The sequence below is a fragment of the Streptomyces sp. NPDC048278 genome (assembly GCF_040652195.1).
Taxonomy (GTDB): Bacteria; Actinomycetota; Actinomycetes; order Streptomycetales; family Streptomycetaceae; genus Streptomyces.
The window spans coordinates 149008-174573 of sequence record NZ_JBEZLP010000011.1; the positions used below are offsets into that span (position 1 = coordinate 149008).

A 25566-nucleotide genomic window follows, 5' to 3' on the forward strand; every position below is an offset into this window, starting at 1 on the left:
ATCGGGATGTCAGTCATCTCGCCAGGAGATGACCGCTGGGATCACCGCTGGGACACCGCAGGGATCGCCGCCCGGATCGCCGCTTCCCGTGTGCGCGTACGTGGCGGAGGTCCCCGGAACCACGCGCTCCACCCCGCGCGTGCGCTGCCGGGACGGTGGGCGTGCGCTCGGGGGCAACTGCCGGGCGCGCGGCGCTCCTACGGTGAATCGCGGCGGCGCCGGATCGCCCGGTGTGCCGCACGCAATCCCAGGAGAATCGCATGTCCGAAGCCTTCACGCCCGTCACGCCGGTGCTCGAGCCCGCCGCCCAGGCTTTCGTCGAGGCCACCGCCAACCCGCCCTTCCTCTTCGACCTGGCCCCGGAGGAGGGCCGCAAGGCGGTCGACGAGGTGCAGTCCGGCGCGATCGCCAAGCCCGAGGTCGACGAGGAGTGGATCACCGTCGAAGGCGGCCCCACCGGCAGCGTCCGCGCCCGGATCGTCAAGCCCGCCGGCCACACCGGCCCGCTGCCCGTGATCATCTACATCCACGGCGCGGGCTGGGTCTTCGGCAACGCCCACACCCACGACCGCCTGGTCCGCGAGCTCGCCGTCGGCGCCCGCGCGGCCGTCGTCTTCCCCGAGTACGACCGCTCGCCCGAGGTCCGCTACCCGGTCGCCATCGAGCAGAACTGGACCGTGGCGAAGTGGGTCGTGGAGCAGGGCGCGACGAAGGACCTGGACGCCACCCGGATCGCGGTCGCCGGTGACTCGGTCGGCGGCAACATGTCGATCGCGCTGACCCTGATGGCCAAGGAGCGCGGCGGCGTCCCGCTGGTCCAGCAGGTGCTGTTCTACCCGGTCACCGACGCGAGCTTCGACACCGCGTCCTACCACCAGTTCGCCGAGGGCTACTTCCTGCGCCGCGACGGCATGTTCTGGTTCTGGGACCAGTACACGACCGACGAGGCCGAGCGCGCCCAGATCACCGCCTCCCCGCTGCGCGCCACCGTCGAGCAGCTCAAGGACCTGCCGCCGGCCCTGGTCGTCGTCGCCGAGGCGGACGTCCTGCGCGACGAGGGCGAGGCCTACGCCAACAAGCTCCGCGAGGCCGGGGTGCCCGTCACCGCCGTCCGTTTCCAGGGCATCATCCACGACTTCGTGATGCTCAACGCCCTGCGCGAGACCCACGCGGCCGAGGCCGCCATCTCCCTGGCCGTGCACACCCTCCACACCGCCCTGCACACCGTCTGACCGGGGAGCGGGCGTGACCACGAACGAGCAGGCGGAACAGGCGTCGGAACCGGCATCGGAACCGCCGTCGGACCCGTCGTCCGAGGCATCCGCCCACGACGGCCACCCGCGGCTGAGGCACCTCAGGGACCAGCTCACCGAGCACCACCGCCGGGCCACGGCGGAGCGCGAGGGGGCGGAGCTGGCGGAGGCCGTCGGGTCGGCGGCCTTCGACCTGGGGGCCGACATCGCGCACCCCGCCCCCGACCACGCGGAAGCCGCCTACGACGTCGACACCGACATCGGCGTCGACCCGCGCTGAGCGGGCCGACCGCCCACCGCCGACAAGGAACCCCCATGACCGACTCCACGCCCACCGTCGTCCTCGTGCACGGTGCCTTCGCCGACGCGTCCAGCTTCGCCCGGGTCGTCCCCGAACTGCTGGCCGACGGCCTGAAGGTGCTCGTCCCGGCCGTGCCCAACCGCAGCCTGACCGGCGACTCCGCCTACATCGCCTCGGTGGTCCGGGCGGTTCCCGGCCCCGTCGTCCTGGTGGGCCACTCCTACGGCGGTGCCGTCATCACCGTCGCGGGCGCCGAGGACAACGTGCGGGCCCTGGTCTACCTGGCCGGCTACGCCCTGGAGGAGGGCGAGAGCCTCGGCGAGCTGCAGGGCAGGTTCCCGGACTCCGAGCTCGCCCAGGCCCTGGTGTACACGCCGTTCCCGGTCGAGGGCTCGGACGAGCCAGGCACCGATGTCACCGTCGACGTCGACCGGTTCCCCGCGATCTTCGCCGCCGACGTGGACCCGGACCTCGCCCGGGTGCTCGCCGTCTCCCAGCGTCCGCTGGCCGGCGCGGCCTTCGCCGAGGCGGCCCCGGTCGCGGCCTGGAAGACCAAGCCGTCCTGGGGTCTGGTGTCGTCCTCGGACCGCACCATCAACCCGGACGTCGAGCGCTACGGCTACCGGCGCGCCGGCATGACCACGGTCGAGGTCGACTCCTCCCACCTGGTCATGCTCGCCCACCCCGGGAAGGTCGCGGACCTGATCCGCGAGGCCGTCCGGAGCCTCGGTACGGAGTAAACGGCGCACCCCGCAAGGGTGATGCCGAGCGGGCCGCGCACCGGTGCCCACCGGGCGCGGCCCGTCCGCGTGTAGGTACGTTGCCATGCGGATGAAACCGGCACGGGTACGAGCACGGATGCGATCCCCCTGGACCTGGGCGGCCCTCGCCGCCGTCACGGGAACGTGCGCGACCCTGCCGTTCCTCCTCGCCGGCGGCGATGCTCCCCGCCCCCTCTCGGCGGCCGAGGCCCGGCGTCTGGCCCTCACCCCGCTGCGCGCGTACCGGGACAGCCCCGCCGAGGTGACGGTACGGGCCCCGCTGCCCGGCGGTACGGCCGTGGTCCGCGCGGTGGTCGACGAGCACCGGCACCGGGCGGTCGGCTGGTTCGACACCGGGGACGCGGCGGAGCGGGGGCTGCTGGCGTGGGACGGCGCCGGGCTGGAGGTCGCCCGGCCCAGGGTCGACGGCAGTGCGGGCCCGCTGGCGAGACCGGCGTCGACGGCGGAGGCGGTCCGGGACGCCGCCCGGCTGAAGCCGACGGCGTGGATCCGCCGCCGCTACGGGCCCGCTTCGCTGGACACCGCCCTGCGGCTCACCCTGTCCCTGGCCGCCGCCCGCCCGGACGACGCCCGCCGGATCGCCCGGTCCGGCCGCCGCCACGTGGGCACGGACCGGATCGACGGCCGCCGGTACGACGTCTTCTCGGCCGGTGACGTACCGCTGAGCTACTGGATCGACGGGGCCGGACGGCTGCGCCGGGTCAGGGAGGAACTCGACGACGACCGCACGATCGTCGTCGACGTCACGGGCGCGAGGGTACGCACAGGCGTGCCCGAAGCACCCTGGGCGAAGAGCTGAGCCGGGTTGGTGCCGGGGGGTGGGGACGCTCACCGGCGCTCGCCGGGTGCCCCCGCGCCCACCCGTGCCGCCCTGCGGCACGCCTGCCCGCAGCTGAGTAGCCCCGTAAGGGGCGCGGGGAACTGCGCGCTCAGCCCCCACTGGGCCGTGGTGGAGTGTCTGCCCGCAGCTGAGTAGCCCCCGTAAGGGGCGCGGGGAACTGCGCGCTCAGCCCCCACTGGGCCGTGGTGGAGTGTCTGCCCGCGGCTGAGTAGCCCCGTGAGGGGCGCGGGGAACTGCGCGCTCAGCCCCCACTGGGCCGCGGTGGAGCGTCTGCCCGCAGCTGGGTGGCCCCGTGAGGGGCGCGGGGAACTGCGCGATCGGCCCCCACCGGGCCGCGGTCGAAACGACTCTGTGAACCGGTGCGTCTCGGCTGTGAGTTGAGCGAACCGGCTGTGGATCGCCGTACCACTCCCCGACGCGGCTGGTCCGGATGCAAGGATGATGCGCCATGACGGCAGGGTGGTGTGCACGCACGATACGGTCCGCGGTGTTCGCGGCCGTCTGCGTGCTGCTCGCCGCCCTCGGCCACGTCCTGATGTCCGGGAGCCGGGTGCCCGCCTGGGCCCTGGCCGCCGCCCTGGCCCTCACCGGCGCCCTCGGCTGGACCCTGTCCGGCCGCGAACGCGGGCTGCCACTGGTCGTGTCCGCCGCGGTCGGCGCCCAGACCGCCCTGCACTCCGGCTTCTCCGCGGCCCAGGTGTGGACCACCCATACCGCACCGCCCATGGACATGGCCGCCATGCACATGGGGTCGGCGCACATGGGGCCGATGCACATGGCCCCCGCCCACACCGACCCCGTCGAATACCTGGGCTTCGGCACCGGTGGTACCGCCTCCACCGGCATGTTCGCCGCCCACCTCCTCGCCGCGCTGCTGTGCGGCCTCTGGCTCGGCCACGGCGAACGCGCGGCGTTCCGTATCGTCCGGGCCGTCGCCGGCCGGCTCGTCGCGCCGCTCCGGCTGCTGCTCGCCCTGCCGGTCACTCCCGAGCGCCCGCGCCTCCGGCCGCGCCGCCGCCGTTCGGACCGGGCCCCGCGGCTGCGCCTCCTCGTCCACGCGATCACTTCCCGGGGTCCGCCGGTGCGGACGGCTGTCGCCTGACGACAGCTGGTGTTCCGGGGCCGCCCGCGCGCCCCGGACGAACACGGCGGCCGTACGCCCGCTTGAGCACCGTGAGCGCCACCGGGCCGTCTCCCCTTTCATCTTCGTCACCGAGGACTCCGAGGACACCGAGTGATCACTTCCGTCCTGCCCGCACGCCCCGCGCCGGACGCGAAACGCGACGCGTCGATCACGGCCTGGGCGCTCGCCGCCCGGTCCGGCGACACGGCCGCCGTGGACGCGTTCGTACGGGCTCTGCACCGCGACGTCCTGAGGTACGTCGCCCATCTCTGCGCCGACCCGCAGGCCGTCGACGACCTCGCCCAGGACACGTTCCTGCGCGCGCTGGGCAGCCTGCACCGGTTCGAAGGCCATGGCTCGGCCCGCTCCTGGCTGCTGGCGATCGCCCGCCGGGCCGTCGTGGACAGCCACCGGTACGCCGCCGCCAGGCCCCGCCCGGCGGACGTCCCCGACTGGCAACAGGCCGTCGAGCGGGCCCAGCCGTACGGGCTGCCCGGCTTCGACGACGGCGTCGCGCTCCTCGACCTCCTGGCGGCGCTGCCCGAGGAGCGGCGGGAGGCGTTCGTCCTCACCCAGCTCGTCGGGCTGCCGTACGCGGAGGCCGCCGAGGTCAGCGACTGCCCGGTCGGCACGGTCCGCTCCCGCGTCGCCAGGGCCCGCGAGGCGCTCCAGGATCAGCTGGCCTGAGGACCCTCGGCCGGCTCCCCGAACGCCTTCAGGATGCGTTCGGCGGCCAGTGTCGCCGTCAGCGTGCCGTCCCTGACCTCCTGTTCGAGGCCGGGGGCGGTGGCGCGCACCGCGGGGTGGGCGGAGAGCCGGCCGAGCAACTCGTCCCGGACCATCGACCAGGTCCACCCCACCTGCTGGTCACGCCGCTTGTCGGCGAGCCGCCCGGTGGAGTCGAGCAGCACCCGGTGCTGCTCCAGGCGTTCCCAGACGACATCCAGCCCCGTCGACTCGCGGGCGCTGCAACTCAGCACCGGGGGAGTCCAGAAGGCGTCCTTGCCGTGCATCAGGCGCAGGGCGCCCGCCAGTTCGCGTGCGGCGGAACGGGCGTCGCGCTCGTGCGGGCCGTCCGCCTTGTTGACGGCGATCACGTCGGCCAGCTCCAGGACGCCCTTCTTGATGCCCTGGAGCTGGTCGCCGGTACGGGCGAGGCTGAGCAGCAGGAAGGAGTCGACCATGTCGGCGACCGCCGTCTCCGACTGCCCGACGCCGACGGTCTCGACCAGGATCACGTCGTACCCGGCGGCCTCCATGACCACCATCGACTCCCGGGTCGCCTTCGCGACCCCGCCCAGCGTGCCGGCGCTGGGGGAGGGCCGGACGAAGGCGTTCGGGTCTACGGCGAGGCGCTCCATCCTCGTCTTGTCGCCCAGGATCGAGCCGCCGGTACGGGTGGACGAGGGGTCCACGGCCAGCACGGCCACCCGGTGCCCCAGCCCCGTCAGCAGCGTGCCGAACGCGTCGATGAACGTCGACTTGCCCACGCCCGGCACCCCGCTGATGCCGATCCGCCGGGCCCGGCCGCTGTGCGGGAGCAGCTCGGTGAGCAACTCCTGTGCCAGTACCCGGTGCTGTGGCCGGGTGGACTCGACGAGGGTGATGGCGCGGGCGATCACCGCGCGCTTCCCGTCGAGCACACCCTTCACATAGGCGTCGACATCGATCACAGGTCGTGCCCGAGTTCCGCCGACAGCCGCTTCACCAGGTCGTAGGCCGCGTCGGGGATCACCGTCCCGGGCGGGAACACGGCCGTGGCGCCCATCTCCAGGAGGGTCGGCACGTCCTGCGGCGGGATGACACCGCCGACCACGATCATGATGTCCGCCCGGCCCTCCTCGGCGAGCTGCTCGCGCAGCGCCGGTACGAGGGTGAGGTGACCGGCCGCCAGCGAGGACACGCCGACCACGTGGACGTCCGCCTCCACCGCCTGGCGGGCGACCTCCTCCGGGGTCTGGAACAGCGGGCCGACGTCGACGTCGAAGCCGAGGTCGGCGAAGGCGGTCGCGATCACCTTCTGGCCGCGGTCGTGACCGTCCTGGCCCATCTTGGCGACCAGGATGCGCGGGCGGCGCCCCTCGGCCTCGTCGAACGCGTCGACCAGGGCCCGGGTGCGGTCCACGTTCGGGGACTCGCCTGCTTCGTTGCGGTACACACCGGAGATCGTACGGATCTGGCTCGCGTGCCGGCCGTACACCTTCTCCAGGGCGTCCGAGATCTCACCGACGGTCGCCTTGGAGCGGGCCGCGTGCACGGCCAGCTCCAGCAGGTTGCCCTCGCCGTCCGCCGCCCGGGTCAGCGCGTCCAGCGCGTCCCGGCACGCCGTCTCGTCCCGCTCCGCGCGCAGCCGCCGCAGCTTCTCGATCTGCTGGGCGCGCACCGAGGAGTTGTCGACCTTGAGGACCTCGATCTGCTCGTCGCTGTCCACCCGGTACTTGTTGACGCCGATGACCGGCTGCCGTCCGGAGTCGATCCGGGCCTGGGTGCGGGCCGCGGCCTCCTCCACCCGGAGCTTCGGGATGCCCGCGTCGATGGCCTGCGCCATCCCGCCCGCCTGCTCGACCTCCTGGATGTGCGCCCAGGCCTTCCGGGCGAGGTCGTAGGTGAGCCGTTCCACGTAGGCGCTGCCGCCCCACGGGTCGATGACCCGGGTGGTGCCCGACTCCTGCTGGATGAGCAGCTGGGTGTTGCGGGCGATCCGCGCCGAGAAGTCCGTCGGCAGCGCGAGGGCCTCGTCCAGGGCGTTGGTGTGCAGCGACTGGGTGTGGCCCTGGGTCGCGGCCATCGCCTCCACGGCCGTACGCGTCACGTTGTTGAAGACGTCCTGCGCGGTCAGCGACCAGCCCGAGGTCTGCGAATGGGTGCGCAGGGACAGCGACTTGGTGTTCTGCGGCTCGAACTGCGAGACCAGCTTGGCCCACAGCAGCCGGGCCGCGCGCAGCTTGGCGATCTCCATGAAGAAGTTCATGCCGATCGCCCAGAAGAAGGAGAGCCGGGGCGCGAACGCGTCCACGTCCAGGCCGGCTTCGCGTCCCGCCCGGATGTACTCGACGCCGTCCGCGAGCGTGTACGCCAGCTCCAGGTCGGCCGTCGCGCCCGCCTCCTGGATGTGGTACCCGGAGATGGAGATCGAGTTGTAGCGGGGCATCCGCTGCGAGGTGAAGGCGAAGATGTCGGAGATGATCCGCATCGACGGCTTCGGCGGATAGATGTAGGTGTTGCGGACCATGAACTCCTTGAGGATGTCGTTCTGGATGGTCCCGGCCAGCTTCTCGGGCGGTACGCCCTGTTCCTCGGCCGCCACGATGTAGAGGGCGAGGACGGGGAGCACCGCGCCGTTCATCGTCATCGACACGGTCATCCGGTCCAGCGGGATGCCGTCGAAGAGCTGGCGCATGTCGTAGATCGAGTCGATGGCCACGCCCGCCATGCCGACGTCACCGGTCACCCGCGGGTGGTCGCTGTCGTAGCCCCGGTGCGTGGGCAGGTCGAAGGCGACCGAGAGGCCCTTCTGACCGGCCGCCAGGTTGCGCCGGTAGAACGCGTTGGACTCCTCGGCGGTGGAGAAGCCCGCGTACTGGCGGATGGTCCAGGGCTGGTTGACGTACATCGTCGGGTACGGGCCGCGCAGGTACGGCGCGATGCCCGGGTAGGTCCCGAGGAAGTCCAGGCCCTCCAGGTCGCTGCCGGTGTAGAGCGGCTTGACCCCGATGCCCTCCGGGGTCTCCCACAGGGGCAGGTCACCGCCGGCCGCCCGCCACTCCTCAAGGCTGCCGTCGGTGACGGGGGTCCCCAGCTCGATGCCGGAGAAGTCGGGGATTCCCATCAGGACACTCCCATGCGGTCGAGGGTCTCGGACAGCACGGCCACGGCGTCGCAGCCCGCGAAGACGTACGAGTCGATGCCGGTGTACTCGCCCCGGCCGGCGAGGACCACGTGCCGGGCACCGGCCGCCTTCAGCGACTCGGCCTGCTGCACGGCCTGTTCGGCGTAGAGCGCGTCGCTGGAGCAGAGCACCGCCTCGGCGGCACCGCTCTCCTCGAAGGTGCCCTCGGTGACGGGTTCGATGCCGCCGGCCTGGAAGAGGTTGGCGGCGAAGCCGGCCCGGGCGGTGTACGCGGCGGCCGGGCCGAGCGTCGCCAGGTAGATTCGGGGGCGGCTGCCGGTCGCCGCGAGGTGGGCGTCCGAGCGGGCGCGCAGCTCCTCGTAGGCCTCGTCGCGGCGGACCCGGGGGAGGCCGCCCGACGGCGGCTCGGGGGCGGGCTCGCGCACGACCGGCTTCTCGGCGAGGAACGGGAACTCGCTGACGCCGGTGACGGGTTCGCGGCGCTTGGCGAGCTTCTTGGAGCGCTCGGCCCAGGTGGTCGCCAGGTCGGTGCGCAGGCGGCCGGAGCGGAGCACGGCCGCCTGGCCGCCGTCCCGCTCGATGCTGCGGAAGAACTCCCAGCCCGCGTTGGCGAGTTCGTCGGTGAGCTTCTCCACGTACCAGGAGCCGCCGGCCGGGTCGACGACCCGGGCCAGGTGGGACTCCTCGATGAGGATCGTCGAGGTGTTGCGGGCGATCCGGCGGGCGAACGCGTCCGGCAGGCCGATCGCGTGGTCGAACGGCAGCACGGTGACGGAGTCGGCGCCGCCGACCCCGGCGGCCAGCGTCGCGACCGTCGTGCGGAGCATGTTCACCCACGGGTCGCGGCGGCTCATCATCACCGTCGAGGTGACGGCGTGCTGCACCTGCGCACCCGCGTCGGCGGCCCCGCTGACCTCGGCGACCCGCGCCCACAGCCGGCGGGCCGCGCGCAGCCTGGCGATCGTCAGGAACTGGTCGGCGGTGGCCGCGTACCGGAACTCCAGCTGGGCCAGAGCCTGTTCGACGCCGAGCCCGGCCTCCGTCAGCTCGCGCAGGTAGGCCACCCCGGTGGCCAGCGAGGCGCCCAGCTCCTGCGCGGCCGAGCCGCCCGCCTCGTGGTACGGCAGCGCGTCCACGGTCAGCGCGCGCAGGCCGGGGAACTCCGTGGCGCAGCGCTTGGCCAGGTCGGCGACGGGGGCGAAGGGGAGGGCGGTGCCGGTGCGGGCCTCGTAGCCCAGCGGGTCGGCGCCCAGGTTGCCGCGTACCGCCTCGGGGGCGACGCCCTTCTCGTCGTACAGCCGGAACAGCTCGGCCGCCGCCGCCTCGGTGTCCTGGCCGGCGTCCAGGACCACGGGGGCGAGGTCCAGGTAGACGCCGTCGAGGGCGCGGGCGAGGCCGGGCACCGGGATGCCGCCCCGGCCCACGAGCAGCCAGAGCGAGGTGACGCCGTTCTCCAGGTCGGCGAGGAGCGCGCCGTCGGGAGCCGCCGCGTGCCGCTGCCGTACGTCCCAGCCGCCCGCGGTGCCGCCCGCCGGACGGCCGCCGCGCACGTACGGCGCGAAGCCGGGCAGACCGGGGTCGGGCGCGGTGTCGCGCGCGGTGTACAGGGGACGGGTGCGCAGCCCGTCCTCCAGCGTCGTGGACAGGGCGTCCTCGGCGGCCTCGCCCGAGACTTCCCTGCCGGACTTGCGCAGCACACCCTCGACCAGGCGTTGCCACTGCTCTTGCGTCGCGGCGGGGAACTCGGCGGCCAGTGAGAGCCCGTCGTCAGGCAGGACCGTCATGCTCGGATGCTAGGGCAGAGCGTCAGAAGTGCACGGGTGGCAGGGCTGTGACCTTGCCCTCTCCGTGGCTGTGACCTGTGCCTCCCGGGGGTGAAGTGGCCTGATTCGTACGGTCAGGGCGTGTCGTCGGCGAGCTCCGGGATCAGCGCGCACAGCGCCTCGCGCTGCTCCGGACCGATGACGTGGCCGACCGCCTGCGCCACCGTCCCGGCGAGCGCGGCGGAGGCGTCCTGGATCTGCCGGCGGGCCTTGTCGGTGAGGGCGACCTCGATGCCCCGCTTGTCGCCGCAGGCGGCCTTGCGGGTGACGAGGCCGGCGTGCTGCAGGCAGGCGATCTGGTAGGTGAGGCGGGTCTTGGGGCGGCCCAGGAGCTCGGCCATCCGGGTCATCCGCAGACCCTCGCGCGGCAGCTCGGCCAGCAGGCACAGGATCAGGAACTCGTCGTGCGAGACGTCCAGCGTCTCCTTCACGACCGACCGCAGCCGCTGCTCCACCGCACCGGTCGCGGCCAGCAGCAACATCCAGGCGCGCAGCTCGGCCGGGAGCAGCCCGTCGCCCCCCTGGGACGGACATGGGGGCAGCTCTGCGGGGTGTTCCTGGTCGGCGGCCATGGCATCGAGTCTACCTGTTGTCCAAATTTGGATAGTGGGCTAACGTGCAGGCATATCGCAGTCATCCAAATTTGAACCATCAATGGATCGGAGTACGGCCATGTCCGTCACCGTGGAAACCGGCCTCTGGCAGCTCGACCCGACCGCCTCCACCGTCGCCGTCCGGCACAAGACCTTCTGGGGCCTGGTCGCCGTCAAGGGCACCTTCGCGGGCGTCGGCGGCCGGGGCGAGGTGGCCGCCGACGGCACCGCCAGCGGCACCCTGTCGATCGACGCGACCTCGCTCGACACCAAGAACAAGAAGCGCGACGACCACCTGCGCTCGGCCGACTTCTTCGACGCCGACAACCACCCGGAGATCACCTTCGCGGTGCGCAGCGCCCGGCACACCGGTGACGAGGTGCAGGTCGACGGTCAGCTGACCGTCCGGGGCATCAGCAGGCCGCAGAAGGCCACCGCGAAGCTGGTCTCGGCGAGCGACGACGCGCTCACGCTGGAGGTCGAGTTCCAGGTGGTGCGCGAGGAGTTCGGCATCACCTTCAACCAGATGGGCATGATGGGCGGCCCGACCACGGTCACCGCCACCCTCCGCTTCACCCGCACGGCGGCCTGAAGCGCCCCGTAAGGGGCGCTGGGGGTCCCCCCGGCCGAAGGCTTGGGGAGGAACTGCGCGACCAGCCACGACGGCGCCGCAGCCGACTGGCGACCGGAACGTTCAGCGGACCGTCCGGCTGAGCCTGACGTCCTGGCTGGACAGTGTCTGCGGATCCGCCGTGAAGGCGCGCAGCCGGATCCGGGTGCTCGGCTTGACGGGGATGCCGAACCTGCCGTTCGACGGCCTGAGTTCGACACTCGCCGTACCGTGCGCGGGGATCGTCGCGGGACCCCGCACCAGCAGCCAGTACTTGCTCATGCCCTGGCCGGTGGTGAGTGTGTAGTGCGGGGTGAGCGGGACGCTCCCCGTGTTGACCACCTTCAGCGTCATCGCCCTGACCACCGAGGCCTGGTGCGCGGCCCGGCGCAGCGCGGTGATCTCCATCCGCAACGGCGGCCGGCCGGACACCGCGAGCGCCGCGCTCACCAGCGCCGGGGTGAGCAGCAGGGCGACCGTCCCGGCCAGGGCGGGGCGGCGGCGGGGGCCGGTCAGCAGGGCCGGACGCGGCTGCCAGGCGTGCTCGAACTCGGACAGCGGGGCGGTGACCGCCGCGGCCAGCCACAGCGGGGTCATCAGCAGGTAGTAGCCGTCCTGGGAGCGGGTCGCCAGGAAGAAGGCGAGCCACGGCAGCACGGTCGCGGCCGGCCCGAGCCGGCGCACGAAGAGCACGAACAGGGCCAGCAGGGCCGCCGCGAGGAGCATGCTGGCGTGCGAGTACCAGTCGATGCGGTCGCTGCCGTTCGTGAAGTAGAGGGTGATGTCCACCAGGCCCTGGCCGTGCACGACGGCACCCTGGGTGAGCGGCAGCGCGATCCCGCCCAGCCAGCGGCCGGGCTCGGACACGATGAAGTACGTGTTGATCAGCAGCCACACCGTGACGGCCGCCCCGGCGAACCGCAGGACCACCAGCGCGGCGGCCCGGCCGCCGAGTTCCCCGCGCCGCACCGCGTAGATGCCGGCCAGCAGGAACGGCGTGACGAACCACGGCAGTTGCTGCGCGGCGCACGCGGCCCCGAGGCACGCGGCCCGCGCGATCCCGGCCCATCCCAGCCGCCCGCCCCGCCCGATCCGCGGCCAGCGCACCGCCACCGGCATCAGCAGCGCCAGGGCGATCACCGCCGGGTAGCCGACCCGGGAGTACGTGGAGAGGAAGCCGAAGCCCAGGCAGGACAGTGTCGCCGCCGAGCGGCACGGCAACGGGAGCATCCGCCACAGCACGACCGTGCCGGTGATCAGGGCACCCGCGCACGCCGCCGTCGCGGGGGCGCCGTGGTGGCCGAGCCACAGGAACGGGACGGTCAGCAGCGGGGCCAGCGGGGGATAGCCGTAGGTGTAGTCGTAGCTGCCGCCTATCGTCGGCGTGAGGGCGACTCCCTTGCCGCCGAACAGCCAGGGCCAGGGCTGTCCGTACACCGGGTGGCCGGCGAGGAGTTCCCGGGCCGCCTGGGTGGTGAGGACGCCCTCGTCGCCGCCGTTGTGGTTCAGCACCCAGGTGCACAGTGCCAGCACCACCGCCGTGACCAGGACCACCAGGTCGAGGCGGGCCAGCGACCGGGTGCTGCGGACGGTCAGCGTCAGCACGCCGGTCATGAGGATCGAGATATAGCAGAGGGAGATCAGGGCCGCCAGGACCTGGTGGTGGGTCACCGCCTGCGTCCACACCGACCGGGTGCCGATGAACAGACCGATGTCGGCGAGGAGGGTCAGGACCCGGTGCCAGGGGGCGGGGGCTCCGGCGTCGCCCGGAGCGGCGGACACCGCCGACTGTGTCCGCCGGCCGGGTGTCACCTGTTGTGTTTCTGCCAAGTGCACGCACCGGACGGTAATCGCGGGCGGTGAGCGGGGCGTCGCAGGAGGAGAAGAGTCCGGTGTGAGGGCGGTAAGAAGCCCCCAATGCGCGTCAATCGCCTGAATAGTGACAAGATCCCTTCTTTGGTGCAAGGCCACCCGGAAACGCTCGCGCCTCGTGTCGCTGTTGGGCCGAACGGGTGACTTGGCGTAAGAATTGGCTGGTGCAGGCATCGAGTGCGAGTCAGGTCGGGGGGAGCCGGTGAGCCGTTACGACGTCACCGATGAACAGTGGGAGGGGCTCGCCCAGGTGGTGCCGCTGCGGGGCCGCGACGCCTGGCCGTCGGCGGTGGGCCACCGGGCGCTGCCGGACGCGGAGACCGAGACGCGCCGCCGTTTCGTCGTCCTGCGGGTCAACGTCTTCGCCGACGCCCGCGACGTCGCCGAGACGCTGATGGCCGGGATACCGGTCCTGCTCGACCTCACCGGCGCCGAGACGGAGGTCGCCAAGCGCGTCCTCGACTTCAGTACGGGCGTGGTCTTCGGCCTGGCCAGCGGAATGCACCGGGTCGACCGCAACGTCTTCCTCCTCACCCCGCCCGGCACGGAGGTCGCCGGGCTGATGGAGGGCGCGGGGGTCTCCGGGAACTGACGGCCGGTACGGCGGGGAGCCCGGACCGGGCCGAGATCCCGGGATCCCGAGGTCCTGAGGTCCCGAGATCCCGAGGTCCCGTGATCCGTGGCACGGCCGGGCATCCCCCGATCGAAGGAAGGGCGCGCGGGCGGAACGGTTCGCCGGTCGGCCGGCGGCCTACGGTCCGCATATGGCCGTGCCCTCCGCCTCGTCCGCGTCCCGCCCTTCCTCGTCCTCTCCGTCCGCCCGCCCTGCTCCGGGTGCCACGTCGGCCCCGCCGTCGTCGCAGCCGCTGACACCGCCGCCCGACGACGGCGCGGCGTCGGTGGTGCCGGAGGTGGCGATGGCGGTGGCGTCGGTGGCTCCGAGCCCGCCGGACGCGCCGAACCCGCCGAGGCCGCCGGACGCGCCGAGCCCGCCGGACGCGCCGAGCCCGCCGAACGCTCCGAACTTGCCGACGGGGTCCGCCGGTTCGGTTCCCGAGCGGCCCCGCCCGGTCCGCTCCGGCGCGCCCGCCGGGCCGTCGGAGACCGTCCCGCGCGCCCGCTCGGGCAGCCGGGGAGCGTCTCCGGCCGCCGCACCCGGTTCCCGTCGGGCGCCTGCTTCCGGCCCGGCGCCCGACCTCGCCCCCGCCCTCCGACGTGACCCGCGTCCCCGCGTCACCGAGCTGCGGCTCTCCGCCTTCGCCCGGCACCGTGGCGCGACCTTTCCGGTCGGGCAGGTCACCCTGTTCACCGGGCCCAGCGGGAGCGGGAAGAGCACGGTGCTCGCGGCCTACGAGGCGCTCGCCCGGCTCGGGGGCGGGGCCGCGCTCGCGGAGGTGTTTCCCGACCCGGCCGCGCTGGTGCCGGAGCAGGCCCGGCCCGACGCGCAGCGGCGCCGGGGGTTCCGCATCGGCTGTACGGCCGACGGCGCCGAGGGACCGGTGCGGCTCGACCTCGCCGTCCAGGCCGAACCCGAACTGCGCGTCGTCGGCGAACGGCTGACCGCGGGCGGCCTCGTGCTCCTGGAGACCGCGCTGCGCGACCCGAGCCGCCCCGCCGTGCAGGCCGCCTGGCACACCGCGGGCGCCGCGCCGGTGACCCGCGCGCCGCTCCCCGACGACCTCCTCGGCACCGCCCTGCTGCCGCTGCGCGTCGCCGGGAAGACGGACGGACAGCGGCAGGTCCTCGCCGCCGCCGAGCAGATGGTCGTCGCCCTGCGGTCGGTGTTCCCCTGCGACCCGCGGCCCGACCGCATGCGCGCCCCGGTCCGCACCGGCTCCGGCCGGCTGCTGCGCGGCTGCGACAACCTGGCCGACGTCCTGTGGCGCACCCGCGCCGAATGCGGCCGTCGGCACGGCCTGCTCGTCGACGCGGTGCGCTCCGGCTGCGCGGGCCCCGTCGTCGACCTGCTCGCCGAACCGCTCGGTGACGGCACGGTACGGGCCCTCCTCGACCGCGGTGACGGACGGCGCACGGAACTGGAGCGGCTCGGCGACGGCGAACTGCGCTACCTCGCCCTCGCCCTGGTCCTCTTCACCGGCCCCGGCGTCCTCGCGGTCGACGCCCCCGGCGAGGTGCCCGACGCCATGCGCGGCCTCACCGTCCTCGCCGACGGCTTCGACCGCGCCCTCGACCCGGGCCAGCGCGCCCAACTCCTGCGTACGGCCCTCCTGATGGGCGAGCGTGGCCACATCCGGCTGGTCGGCGCGGTGAGCGACGCGTCCTGGGCCGAGGGAGCCGGGGCGATCACGGTGGTACACCTGGAGGCGTGACCGACGAACCCCTCGACGTGGCGGGACTCCAGCGCCGGCTGGCCGAGTTCGCCGCCGCCCGCGACTGGCGGCAGTACCACAACCCCAAGAACCTGGCCTCCGCCCTCAGCGTGGAGGCCTCCGAACTGGTCGAGATCTTCCAGTGGTTGACCCCGGAGGAGTCGTCCCGGGTGATGGCCGACCCCGGTACCGCGCACCGGGTCGCGGACGAGGTCGCCGACGTCCTCGCCTATCTCCTCCAGCTCTGTGACGTCCTGGACGTCGACCCGCTGGCCGCGCTGGCCGCGAAGATCGACCGCAACGAGAAGCGGTTCCCGCCCCTCTGACGGGTCGTAGGGAGGGCGTCGGCGAGGAGCATGACACTCCGGTTTAACGCTCAGTAGCCATCACCCCGCCCGAATCCGAATTGTTGTCCACAGATTTCCGTCTTCCCCTGGCTCCACGTCTCAGGAACCCTCACTCTGGGTAGTGAACTACTGAGTGCGGCAAGGCAGTTCGGACCGACGGGGACGGGGCGACGGATGGACGCGATGCGGCTCATCGTGGCGAGCAGACAGGCGCTGGCGCACGGCGCGGGCGTTCCGGAGATGATGACCGAGGTGTGGCAGGCCCAGGCCCTGGCCCAGGCGATCGGCAGCCGGCTGGCCGTCTCCGGTCCGCCCGAACTGCGCGGCGAGGCCCTCGGCCTGACCGAGCTGGCGGGCCGGGGCTGCGGAGTGCTGGGCACCCCCGACCTGGACCCCGGCACCCTGCGCGCCGCCCAGCTCACCGAACTGGACGACGCCCGCCTGACTCTGCTGAGCCTCGGCGGTCTTCTCGCCGAGGCCGGCATCGCCCTGGTCGGCATGGCCAGCGCCGCGGCCGACGAGGCGACGTACTGGCAGTGCATGGAGGCCATCGACGCGGCCGACGAGTCCCGGGACCGGGTCCTGGAGATGCTCCGCAAGCTGGCGGCCCGGGAGGAGGTCCGGGACGGCTAGCCCCGGGAGGCGGCTCTCCGGGCCGGAAGCCGTGCCGCACGCCCGTCCCGGGGCGGATCACGCTTGGAACCGCCACCGGCCCTCCGTGACGACGTCCACCTTGTCGTCACTGACGCGAACGGCTGTGTCGTCGTCGATGAAGTAGACCGGGAAGTCCGCTCGCGCGGTGATGTCATCGGCCCAGGCGTCGTCGCGCTCCGGGAAGTCCGGCGAGTACAGGTGGGGCTTCAGATACCAGTCGAAGAGGCCGAAGGGCGGCTTCACGGTCGTCGCGTCGAGAACATGGAGGTCTGCGGTGTCCCCGATGACGTCGGCGGAGTGTTCGGTGAGATTCCGGCTGAAGATCATCGATCCGGCGCTCATCCCCACGTAGACCCGGTCCGCCAGCGCTTCGAGGAAGCCGTCGGCCAGGCCGTTGCCGGTGATGCTGCGCGCGAGGTGGTAGTGATTGCCGCCCCCGACATAGACGACGTCGGCCCGCAGCAGCCGGTCGAGGACCAGCCGCCGGGGCAGGCCGTTCAGTTCCAGGATGTCGAACTCCCGCCAGCGGAGGCCGTGCAGCCGGTTCATGTCCGAGAGGAGCCACCCATGGTCTCCGGACTCGGCCACGGACGCCGTGGGGACGTACACGACGTTTGCCGACCCGAACGGCTTTCCCAGCATGTCCCGCAGAGCATCCCGCAGGGTCTCGTTGCGCAGCCCACTCGACGTCAGCAGAAGTTCCATCGGGCGAGCGAACCATGCCTGGCGGACTCACGCAACGCACGGACCCGCGACGTCGACGACTCCCGAGAGGGCCGGCCCGAGTGCGCTCCGGCCGGTCCTGGGCCACCAGCGCTTCGGTGAACGCGGGGTCGAACGCGTCGAGCCCTGTCCCGTCGGCATCCCGGCACACCGGCGGGCATGATGCCCGCGGCGGATGCGGCGAGCCGTTGGATGCCGCGAGCCGCCGAATGCGGCGAGCCGCCGAATGCGGCGAGCCGTCGGATGCTGCGCGTCGCCCTTGCCCCAGCTGCTCGGCTCGCGGCGGTGCACGGGGCGCCGGATCACCCGCCCGCGCAGCCCAGGTCGGGTGCCGAGCCGCGGACGTGCTCCTGGGAATCCAAGGCGGGAATACCCGCCTCTTCCTGGAGACTGGACAGCTCCGCGTTCAACGCCGCCATGAGCTCCTCCATCTGCTGGAGCAGCCCCTTCGGCCGGCCGGACGAGGGGCCACCCTGCTGTGGAACGGACTCTTCGGTCACGACGGCCTCCTCGGCCCCCCGGCCCGCCGTCGGCGGCGGGCCACGAACGACGCGCGGCGACGGCGACCGTCCGGCGCGGGTGCCGGACGGCCCGGCTCCCCCCACCCAACGATCACCGCACAGGCCGGTCACTGGCCCGCGCCGCCCGGCGGCCCCGCCGTCGACGACATTCACCCGAAGGCGGACGCCCGCGACGGGCGGTGCCGATGCGCCTGACGGAGCGGGGGCCGTGCAGGATGGGTGTATGGACCTTCGTATCTTCACCGAGCCCCAGCAGGGCGCGAGCTACGACACCCTCCTCACCGTCGCCAAGGCCACCGAAGACCTCGGATTCGACGCCTTCTTCCGCTCCGACCACTATCTGAAGATGGGCGACGTGGACGGCCTGCCCGGCCCCACCGACGCCTGGATCACCCTCGCCGGACTCGCCCGCGAGACCGAGCGGATCCGCCTCGGCACCCTGATGACCGCGGCCACCTTCCGGCTGCCCGGCGTGCTCGCCATCCAGGTCGCCCAGGTCGACCAGATGTCCGGTGGCCGGGTCGAACTCGGCCTCGGCGCGGGCTGGTTCGAGGAGGAGCACAAGGCGTACGGCATCCCCTTCCCGAAGGAGAAGTTCGGCCGCCTGGAGGAGCAGCTGGCGATCGTCACCGGGCTCTGGGAGACCAAGCCGGGCGAGAGCTTCGGCTACTCCGGCACCTACTACGAGCTGAGCGACTCGCCCGCGCTGCCCAAGCCGGCCCAGCCGCGGATCCCGGTCCTGATCGGCGGCCACGGCGCCACCCGTACCCCGAACCTGGCCGCCCGGTACGCCGACGAGTTCAACATGCCGTTCGCCTCGGTCGAGGACAGCGAGCGGCAGTTCGGCCGGGTGCGGGCCGCCGCCGAGGCGGCAGGGCGCGGGGCGGACGAGCTGACGTACTCCAACGCCCTCGTGGTCTGTGTCGGCAAGGACGACCAGGAGGTCGCGCGCCGCGCCGCCGCGATCGGCCGCGAGGTCGGCGAGCTGAAGGAGAACGGGCTGGCCGGCACGCCCGCCGAGGTCGTCGAGAAGATCGGCCGCTACGCCGAGGTCGGCTCCCGCCGCTTCTACCTCCAGATCCTCGACCTCTCCGACCTGGACCACCTGGAGCTGATCTCCGCCCAGGTCCAGTCGCAGCTCTCCTGACCCGCACCGCGCGCCGCCGCCCCCGACCCGAAAGGGCCGGGGGCGGTTGTTTCCGCGGGCGTCGTGATTTCTGACGCCGGGTGTAAGAAAAAATTGCACCCGCCCCGTTCCTCGCCTTCCGGGCCGTTATGCCGAGGGTCGAAGGTGGAATTCCGGAGCAAGTCGCCGGTGTCGCGCTTTCCTGCGCCTACCATTTTTTACCCGCCGCTTTCCTGGGCCCTTTGACAATCGGGTGCGCCGGTTTCTATTCTCGGCGGGTATTCAGGGCCCCGGCGCCGTGGCTCTCGGTACTGACCTGGTCGGTGGGGGACGATGTACAGGCACTTGCTCTATCGGTGTTGCGGAACGCTCGATTTCTGCTCCGGCGTTCCTTCCTGATGCCCCGCAGCGGTCGCTGAGTCCGGGCATGCGTGCTTCCGGTGTGGTTTCCCGGAGTTCTCTCCGCCCGGCTTCCCTGGCTGAGCCGCCCGGTTTTCCTTGTTGACCCGTCGGGTTTCTCCGGTCGGCCTGCCCGGTTTCTCCGGCTGACCTGCCCGGTTTCCCCGGCTGAACGGCGTGCCGTGCAGCCCTGCCCGGCATGCCGTACGCCATCCGATCCGCCCCACCGTCGCGGCGCGACGGCCGCCACCCGTGGCCCGAGCGCCGGCCGTCACCCGTCCACGGCCACCACAGCCCGGCCCTCGACGCGACAGGAAGAGAGGCACCGCCATGACCACAGCCGCATCCACCACCCGCACCATCGTGGACCTGCTGCGCGACGCCGCCCGGAACCACGCCGCATCCGGACTGCGCTACCCCCGGACCGCCACCGACCCCGACGCGCCCTTCCAGAGCTACCCCGAACTCCTCGACGCGGCCCGCTCCGTGCTCGGCGGCCTGCGCGGGCGCGGGCTCGCCGCCGGGGACAAGGCCGTCCTGCTGCTGGAGCGGCCGAAGGAGTTCCTCGCCGCCTTCTGGGCCTGCCAGTTGGGCGGCTTCGTACCCTGCCCGATGGCCGCGCTCGGCGGCGACCCGGAACGCTGGGCCGCCCAGCTCGCCCATGTCGACGCCCTCCTCGACCACCCGCTGGTCGTCACCAGTGAGACCCTCGCCGCCGAACTCCCGCGCACCGAGGGCCTGTCGGTGGTCGCTCTGGAGGAGCTGTACGCGGAGCCCGCCGAGCACTTCCACCAGGCGGACCCGAAGGACACCGCCGTGCTGGTGCTGACCTCCGGCTCCACCGGCAATTCCAAGGCCGTGATGCTCTCGCACGGCAACCTGCTCGCCTCCATGGCCGGCAAGAACGGCTACCACCGGCTGACCGCCGCCGACACCACCCTCAACTGGGTCTCCTTCGACCATGTGGCCGCCCTGCTGGAGTGCCACATGCTGCCGCTGTCCACGGGCAGCACCCAGTTGCACGTCGAGGCACCCGTCGTCCTCCAGGACCCGCTCGGCTTCCTGCGGCTGATATCCGGATTCGGCGTCACCATGACCTTCACCCCCAACTTCCTGCTGGGGCTGATCAACGCGCAGGCCGACCTGCTCGCCGAGGAGGACGGCCAGGGCCTGGACCTGTCCCGGCTGCGGCACATCATCAGCGGCGGCGAGGCCGTCGTCCGCACCACCGGCGAGACCTTCCTCAGCCGCTTCGCCGGTCACGGCCTGGGCCCCGACGCCCTCTGGCCCGCCTTCGGCATGTCCGAGACCTGCGCCGGCAGCATCTACTCCGTCGAGTTCCCGGCCGCCGACCAGGGCCAGGAGTTCGCCAACCTGGGCCGGCCCGTCGAGGGGCTGCGGATCCGGATCGCCGACGAGGAGGACCATCACGAACTGCCGGCCGGCGAGGTGGGCGAACTCCAGCTCAACGGCCCGATGATCACCGCCGGTTACCACAACGACGAACAGGCAACCCGGGACGCCTTCACCCCCGACGGCTGGTTCCGCAGCGGCGACCTCGGCCGCCTCGACGAGGGCCGGCTCACCCTCGTCGGACGCAGCAAGGACAGCATCATCGTCAACGGGGTCAACTACTTCAGCCACGACATCGAGTCGGTCCTCGAAGGCCTCGACGACGTGGCCCGCTCCTACGTCGCCGCCTTCCCGACCCGCGCCCCCGGCAGCGACACCGAGCAACTGGTGATCGCCTTCCACCCGGAGTGCGCCGCCGACGACGAACTCGCCCTGTACCGGGTGCTGTCCGCCGTCCGCAGCAGTGTCGTCATGCACTGGGGCTTCCGGCCCGCCCTCATCCTGCCGCTGCCCGCGGACGCCTTCCCCAAGACAAGCCTCGGCAAGATCCAGCGCTCGCTGATGCGCAGGCGCCTGGAGTCGGGCGCCTACGACGGGATCCGGGACGCCGTCGACGACCTGGTGCTGCGCAGGCTCGGCGGCTACCACGCACCCGAGGGCGACACCGAGACGGCGCTCGCCGGCATCTACGCCGAGATGTTCGACACCGACCCGTCGAAGATGAGCGCCACCGCCAACTTCTTCGACCTCGGCGGCACCTCGCTGGACATCCTGCGGCTGCGCGCCCTGGTCGCCCAGCGCCTGGGCGCCACCGACCTGCAGATCATCACCGTGCTCCGGGCCCCGACCGTCCGCGCCCTCGCCGCCCACCTGGACGGCACCGAGTCCGGCGAGCAGGAGTACGACCCGATCGTGCCCATGCAGGTCAGCGGCGACAAGACCCCGCTGTTCTGCGTCCACCCCGGCGTCGGCGAGGTCCTCGTCTTCGTGAACCTCGCCAAGTACTTCGTCGGCGACCGGCCGTTCTACGCCCTGCGCGCCCGCGGCTTCAACCCCGGCGAGACCCCCTTCGAGAGCTTCGCCGAGATGGTCGACACCTACGTGAAGGCCATCCGCGCCCGGCAGCCGCACGGCCCCTACGCCGTCGCCGGCTACTCGTACGGCGGTGCCGTCGCCTTCGAGATCGCCAAGGTCCTCCAGGACCAGGGCGAACGCGTCGACTTCGTCGGCAGCTTCAACCTGCCCCCGCACATCAAGTACCGCATGGAAGAACTGGACTTCGTCGAGACCGCCGCCAACCTCGCCTTCTTCCTGGAACTGATCGACAAGAAGCAGTCCCTCGAACTTCCGGCGGAACTGCGCCATCTGGCCCGGGACGAGCAACTGGCGTACTTCGTCGACCACGCGCCCGAGGGCCGGCTCGCCGAACTCGACCTGACCTTCGAGAAGTTCCGGGCCTGGGCCGAGCTGGCCGACGGCCTCACCAACCTGGGCCGCAGCTACGCGCCCGGCGGCAAAGTCCGCTCGATGAGCGTCTTCTACGCCGTCCCCCTGCGCGGCACCAAGGAGGACTGGCTCAACAACGAACTGCGCCGCTGGGACGAGCACACGACCGGGGACAACCGCTACCTCGACGTGCCCGGCGAGCACTACACCCTGATGGGCCCGCAGCACGTGGCCACCTTCCAGTCCATCCTCCGCAAGGAACTCGACCGCGCCCTCGGCGACGCCTGAACACGGGGAGAGCATCAGTGAACGGCAAGAAGATCCTGGTCACCGGCGCCACCGGACAAGTCGCCGGACCGGTGGCCAAGGCCCTGGCCCAGGACAACGAGGTCTGGGCACTCGGCCGGTTCGGCACCCCCGGCGCCGAGGACGACCTGACCCGGCACGGCATCCGCACCTTCCGCTGGGACATGGACGACACCGGCGACGGCTCCCTCAAGGGCCTGCCCGAGGACTTCACCCACGTCTTCCACTCGGCGGTGCGCCGCGGCGAGGACGGCGACTTCAACGCGGCCGTCGAGGTCAACTCGGTCGCCGCCGGGCGCCTGATGACCCACTGCCGTACCGCGGAGGCCTTCCTCTACGTGTCGACGGGGGCCCTCTACGCCCGGCAGACCCTGGACCACAAGTACACCGAGACCGACCCGCTCGACGGCAGGGCCGACTGGCTGCCCGCCTACCCCGTGGTCAAGATCGCCGCCGAGGGCACCGTCCGCGCCTTCGCCCGCACCCTCGGCCTGCCCACCGTCGTCGCCCGCCTCAACATCGCCTACGGGCCCGGCGGTTACGGCGGTGTCCCGATGCTCTACCTCAAGCGGATGCTCGCCGGCGAGCCCATCCCGGTGCCCGTCGAGGGCCAGAACTGGTGCTCCCTGCTGTACACCGACGACCTCGTCGAGCAGGTCCCGCACCTGTGGAACGCGGCCAGCGTGCCGGTGACCCTCACCAACTGGGGCGGCGACGAGCCGGTCGGCATCACCGACTGCGTCCGGTACCTGGAGGAACTCACCGGGGTCACGGCGAACCTCGTACCGAGCGAGGTCACCCGGGAGACCTACCAGTTCGACCCCACCCTGCGCCGCTCCATCACCGGCCCGTGCCGGGTGCCCTGGCGCGAGGGCATCCGCCGGACCGTGGCCGCGCTGTACCCCGAGCACCTCAAGCACTGAGCAGGACCGAGAAGGGCTGAGAAGGACATGACCGAGAACGCCACAGCGAACCCCGCCGAGAAGCCCGCCGAGAAGCGCACAGCGAACCCCGCCGATCCGCTGGCCCCGGTCCACGCCGCCTACGCGGCCTTCGCCGCCCGGGACGTGGGCGCGCTGCTCGACGCCTTCGACCCGGACATCGAGTGGGTGCACCCCGACGGCATGGCGCGGTACGGCCTCGGCGGCACCAAGCACGGGCACGCCGGGGTCAAGGAGTTCCTCGCCCACGTGCCGACCGTGCTGGGCGGGATGCGGCTGCACCCCGAGGAGTTCGTCCGGGAGGGGAACCGGGTGGTCGTCTTCGGCCACCGGGACGTCGTCTCCCGCTCCGGCCACACCGAGACACTGCCGTTCGTGCACTCCTGGGTGCTGCGCGACGGGCGTGCGGTGCGGATGGAGGACATCTTCGACACCGTCGCCTTCCACCGCGTCATCGAGAGCTGAGAGAGCCGGCGGCCCGCGATGACCTACGCCTATCTCGGCCCCGAGGGGACCTTCACCCAGACCGCCGTGCGCCGGCTGCTGTCGGTGGTCCCCGCGGCCCGCCGGGGCCCGCACCACCCGTTCCCCACCGTGCCGGCCGCCCTGGAGGCGGCCCGGCGCGGGGAGGTGGAGGCGGCCGTGGTGCCGCTGGAGAACTCGGTGCGCGGGGTCGTCCCCGCCACCATGGACCAGCTCGCCGCGGCGGACATGCACATCAACGCCGAGGTCGAGGTGCCCGTCCGGTTCGCGCTGATGGCCCCCGCGGGCACCGGCCCGGCGGACGTCACCGAGGTGGTCAGTCATCCGCACGCGCTCGGTCAGTGCGAGGACTGGCTGCGCGCCCGCCTGCCCGGCGCCCGCACCCGGACGGCCGCGTCCACCGCGGCGGCAGCGCAGGAGGTCGCCGCGGCCGGTACCCCGGGCCGGGCCGCCGTCGCCGCCCCGGCCGCCGCCGAGTTGTACGGGCTGCGGATCCTCGCCACCGGCCTCGGCCGGGCCGCGGGCGCGGTCACCCGGTTCGTGTCGGTCGCGCCCCGCTGGCACCACCCGGCCCGCACGGCGCGGGAACGCACCTCGCTGCTGCTGTCCCTCGGCACGGGCGGACCGGTGCTGCTGCCCGACGTCCTCCAGGCGTTCCGGGCCCGTGCGGTCGACCTGTCCTGGATCCAGTCCTGGCCCACCGGCGAGGGCCTCGGCCGCTACCACGTGTTCCTGGACGTCGACGCGCACATCGACAGCAGACGGCTGCGGCTGGCGATGGCGGACGTCGAGGCCCTGGCTGTGGAGGTCCGTTTCCTCGGCAGCTACCCCCGCTGGTCCGCCTGGTCCGCGTAGCCCGCCTGGTCTGCCTGGTCCGACGCCTCCTGACGCCGGGTCAGGTCGGCGGCTGCCTCCCGTACGGCCGGCAGCAGTGCCGCCACCTGGGGGCTGTGCACGGCCCCCGCACGCACCACGAGGGTGACCCTGCGCATCAGTTCGGGCCCGGCCGGGGTGATCCGGCCGACCGGCAGACCCGGCCGGCTCGGCACCAGGTCGGGCACCAGCGCCACGCCCCAGCCCAGCGAGACCAGCCCGAACACGGCCTGCATGTCCCCGATGTCGGAGACGATGTCCGGCACGAAACCGGCCCCGGCGCAGGCGTGCAGGGCGAGCCGGCCGAGATGCGAGGTCCGGTCGAGCAACCATGGCTCCCCGGCGAACTCCTCCAGCGGGCAAGGGCGTTCGGCCCGGGCCAGCGGATGCCCGGGAGCGGTGATCAGCCGGACGCGGTCGCGGAGCACCTCCTCCTCGTACAGCCCGGGCACCCGGGGTTCCGGCACCCGCGGGTAGCCGGTGGCGAGGACCGCGTCGAGGCGGCCGAGCCGGACCGTCTGCCGCCCCTCGTCCGGGGCCACCCCGTGCAGGGTGATGCGCAGCCGCGGGTGGTCCTCACGCAACCGGTTCAGGGCCGGCACCAGCAGCGCGGGCCCCTCGTGCAGCGGGACGCCCACCCGCAGCTCACCGGCGACCTCGCCGTCCGTGGCCAGCAACTGGGCCTCGGCCGTCTCCAGTTGGCTCACGATCCGGTCCGTGTGCGCGACCAGCAGCCGTCCGGCCGGGGTGAGTTCGGCCCGCTTGCTGCCCCGGTCGAGGAGCGCGGTGCCGGTCTCCGACTCCAGTGCGGAGAGCTGCTGGGAGACCGCGGAACGGGTGTAGTTCAGGGCCTGCGCCGCCGCGGCGATGGACCCCCGGGCACCGACCTCGCGCAGCAGAACCAGTTTCCGTACGTCCAGCACCGTCATCCTCGCTAACGCTTCCGGTTAAGAACGGTCACGCCAGATTACGGGACAACCCGGCCGCGCCGACCTTCAATGGATCACGGACCGACC

The 25566-nt window shown here is 72.7% G+C and carries 24 protein-coding genes; 16 read left to right on the top strand and 8 right to left on the bottom strand.

What is annotated here, in order from left to right; all coding sequences use genetic code 11:
• The first annotated feature begins 260 nt into the window (after positions 1-260).
• From AB0D74_RS20910 to AB0D74_RS20935, 6 genes are all read left to right on the top strand, one after another.
• Positions 261-1232 (top strand): alpha/beta hydrolase, encoded by a 972-nt coding sequence (locus AB0D74_RS20910; protein WP_362588719.1) that lies wholly within the window; start codon positions 261-263, stop codon positions 1230-1232.
• A 13-nt stretch (positions 1233-1245) separates the two neighbouring features.
• Complete coding sequence (locus AB0D74_RS20915) at positions 1246-1533, top strand: hypothetical protein (RefSeq protein ID WP_362588722.1); 288 nt, start codon at positions 1246-1248, stop codon at positions 1531-1533.
• Positions 1534-1568: 35 nt separating this feature from the next.
• Positions 1569-2294 carry an alpha/beta hydrolase gene (locus AB0D74_RS20920; protein WP_362588725.1) on the top strand — a complete coding sequence of 242 codons (726 nt, stop codon included), beginning with the start codon at positions 1569-1571 and terminating at the stop codon, positions 2292-2294.
• A gap of 118 nt (positions 2295-2412) precedes the next feature.
• Positions 2413-3135 carry a hypothetical protein gene (locus AB0D74_RS20925; protein ID WP_362588728.1) on the top strand — a complete coding sequence of 241 codons (723 nt, stop codon included), beginning with the start codon at positions 2413-2415 and terminating at the stop codon, positions 3133-3135.
• Between the two features lie 490 nt (positions 3136-3625).
• Positions 3626-4279, top strand: coding sequence for a hypothetical protein (locus AB0D74_RS20930; RefSeq protein WP_362588730.1), 654 nt, complete (start codon positions 3626-3628; stop codon positions 4277-4279).
• A 132-nt stretch (positions 4280-4411) separates the two neighbouring features.
• Positions 4412-4987, top strand: a complete 576-nt coding sequence (locus AB0D74_RS20935) for a sigma-70 family RNA polymerase sigma factor (RefSeq protein WP_362588733.1) — start codon at positions 4412-4414, stop codon at positions 4985-4987.
• Here the strand turns inward: AB0D74_RS20935 and meaB are convergent.
• From meaB to AB0D74_RS20955, 4 genes are all read right to left on the bottom strand, one after another.
• The gene (gene meaB / locus AB0D74_RS20940) at positions 4975-5973 is read right to left on the bottom strand and encodes a methylmalonyl Co-A mutase-associated GTPase MeaB (protein WP_362588736.1); all 999 of its coding nucleotides are present in this window, start codon (positions 5971-5973) and stop codon (positions 4975-4977) included. The two genes, AB0D74_RS20935 and meaB, sit on opposite strands and share 13 nt — an antisense overlap.
• Positions 5970-8129 (bottom strand): methylmalonyl-CoA mutase, encoded by a 2160-nt coding sequence (gene scpA, locus AB0D74_RS20945; RefSeq protein WP_362588738.1) that lies wholly within the window; start codon positions 8127-8129, stop codon positions 5970-5972. Before scpA ends, meaB begins: the two co-directional genes overlap by 4 nt.
• Positions 8129-9934 (bottom strand): methylmalonyl-CoA mutase family protein, encoded by a 1806-nt coding sequence (locus AB0D74_RS20950; protein WP_362588741.1) that lies wholly within the window; start codon positions 9932-9934, stop codon positions 8129-8131. The genes scpA and AB0D74_RS20950 overlap by 1 nt, the downstream gene beginning before the upstream one ends.
• Before the next feature lie 113 nt (positions 9935-10047).
• A complete protein-coding gene (locus tag AB0D74_RS20955) occupies positions 10048-10545 on the bottom strand; it encodes a MarR family transcriptional regulator (RefSeq protein WP_362588743.1) in 498 nt (165 codons plus the stop codon).
• Positions 10546-10645: 100 nt separating this feature from the next.
• Here AB0D74_RS20955 and AB0D74_RS20960 point away from each other — a divergent pair, with 100 nt between their 5' ends.
• Positions 10646-11158, top strand: a complete 513-nt coding sequence (locus tag AB0D74_RS20960) for a YceI family protein (protein ID WP_362588746.1) — start codon at positions 10646-10648, stop codon at positions 11156-11158.
• A gap of 102 nt (positions 11159-11260) precedes the next feature.
• Here the strand turns inward: AB0D74_RS20960 and AB0D74_RS20965 are convergent, their stop codons facing one another.
• Positions 11261-12958 carry a hypothetical protein gene (locus tag AB0D74_RS20965; RefSeq protein ID WP_362588749.1) on the bottom strand — a complete coding sequence of 566 codons (1698 nt, stop codon included), beginning with the start codon at positions 12956-12958 and terminating at the stop codon, positions 11261-11263.
• A gap of 292 nt (positions 12959-13250) precedes the next feature.
• Between AB0D74_RS20965 and AB0D74_RS20970 the strand changes: the two genes are divergently transcribed.
• From AB0D74_RS20970 to AB0D74_RS20985, 4 genes are all read left to right on the top strand, one after another.
• The gene (locus AB0D74_RS20970; protein WP_362588751.1) at positions 13251-13640 is read left to right on the top strand and encodes a cell division protein SepF; all 390 of its coding nucleotides are present in this window, start codon (positions 13251-13253) and stop codon (positions 13638-13640) included.
• A gap of 433 nt (positions 13641-14073) precedes the next feature.
• Entirely contained in the window at positions 14074-15378 is a 1305-nt protein-coding gene (locus tag AB0D74_RS20975; protein ID WP_362589074.1) for an ATP-binding protein, read from the top strand.
• Positions 15375-15704, top strand: coding sequence for a nucleotide pyrophosphohydrolase (locus tag AB0D74_RS20980; RefSeq protein WP_362588754.1), 330 nt, complete (start codon positions 15375-15377; stop codon positions 15702-15704). The genes AB0D74_RS20975 and AB0D74_RS20980 overlap by 4 nt, the downstream gene beginning before the upstream one ends.
• Before the next feature lie 195 nt (positions 15705-15899).
• A complete protein-coding gene (locus AB0D74_RS20985) occupies positions 15900-16358 on the top strand; it encodes a DUF6099 family protein (protein ID WP_362588757.1) in 459 nt (152 codons plus the stop codon).
• 57 nt (positions 16359-16415) lie between these two features.
• On the opposite strand, the gene AB0D74_RS20990 is transcribed toward AB0D74_RS20985, so the two are convergent.
• Together AB0D74_RS20990 and AB0D74_RS20995 are read right to left on the bottom strand one after the other, a co-directional pair.
• Positions 16416-17084, bottom strand: coding sequence for a Type 1 glutamine amidotransferase-like domain-containing protein (locus AB0D74_RS20990; protein WP_362588760.1), 669 nt, complete (start codon positions 17082-17084; stop codon positions 16416-16418).
• Positions 17085-17404: 320 nt separating this feature from the next.
• A complete protein-coding gene (locus tag AB0D74_RS20995; RefSeq protein ID WP_362588763.1) occupies positions 17405-17602 on the bottom strand; it encodes a hypothetical protein in 198 nt (65 codons plus the stop codon).
• 244 nt (positions 17603-17846) lie between these two features.
• Here AB0D74_RS20995 and AB0D74_RS21000 point away from each other — a divergent pair, with 244 nt between their 5' ends.
• The 5 genes from AB0D74_RS21000 (at position 17847) to pheA (ending at position 24532) form a co-directional block, all read left to right on the top strand.
• A complete protein-coding gene (locus AB0D74_RS21000; protein ID WP_362588766.1) occupies positions 17847-18770 on the top strand; it encodes an LLM class F420-dependent oxidoreductase in 924 nt (307 codons plus the stop codon).
• A 708-nt stretch (positions 18771-19478) separates the two neighbouring features.
• The gene (locus AB0D74_RS21005; RefSeq protein ID WP_362588768.1) at positions 19479-22235 is read left to right on the top strand and encodes a non-ribosomal peptide synthetase; all 2757 of its coding nucleotides are present in this window, start codon (positions 19479-19481) and stop codon (positions 22233-22235) included.
• A 17-nt stretch (positions 22236-22252) separates the two neighbouring features.
• On the top strand, positions 22253-23176 hold the full coding sequence (locus AB0D74_RS21010) for an NAD(P)-dependent oxidoreductase (protein ID WP_362588771.1): 924 nt from the start codon (positions 22253-22255) through the stop codon (positions 23174-23176).
• 27 nt (positions 23177-23203) lie between these two features.
• Positions 23204-23659, top strand: a complete 456-nt coding sequence (locus tag AB0D74_RS21015; protein ID WP_362588774.1) for a nuclear transport factor 2 family protein — start codon at positions 23204-23206, stop codon at positions 23657-23659.
• Positions 23660-23677: 18 nt separating this feature from the next.
• A complete protein-coding gene (pheA, locus tag AB0D74_RS21020; RefSeq protein WP_362588777.1) occupies positions 23678-24532 on the top strand; it encodes a prephenate dehydratase in 855 nt (284 codons plus the stop codon).
• On the opposite strand, the gene AB0D74_RS21025 is transcribed toward pheA, so the two are convergent.
• Entirely contained in the window at positions 24502-25479 is a 978-nt protein-coding gene (locus AB0D74_RS21025; RefSeq protein WP_362588780.1) for a LysR family transcriptional regulator, read from the bottom strand. The genes pheA and AB0D74_RS21025 overlap by 31 nt on opposite strands.
• Positions 25480-25566: the final 87 nt, after the last annotated feature.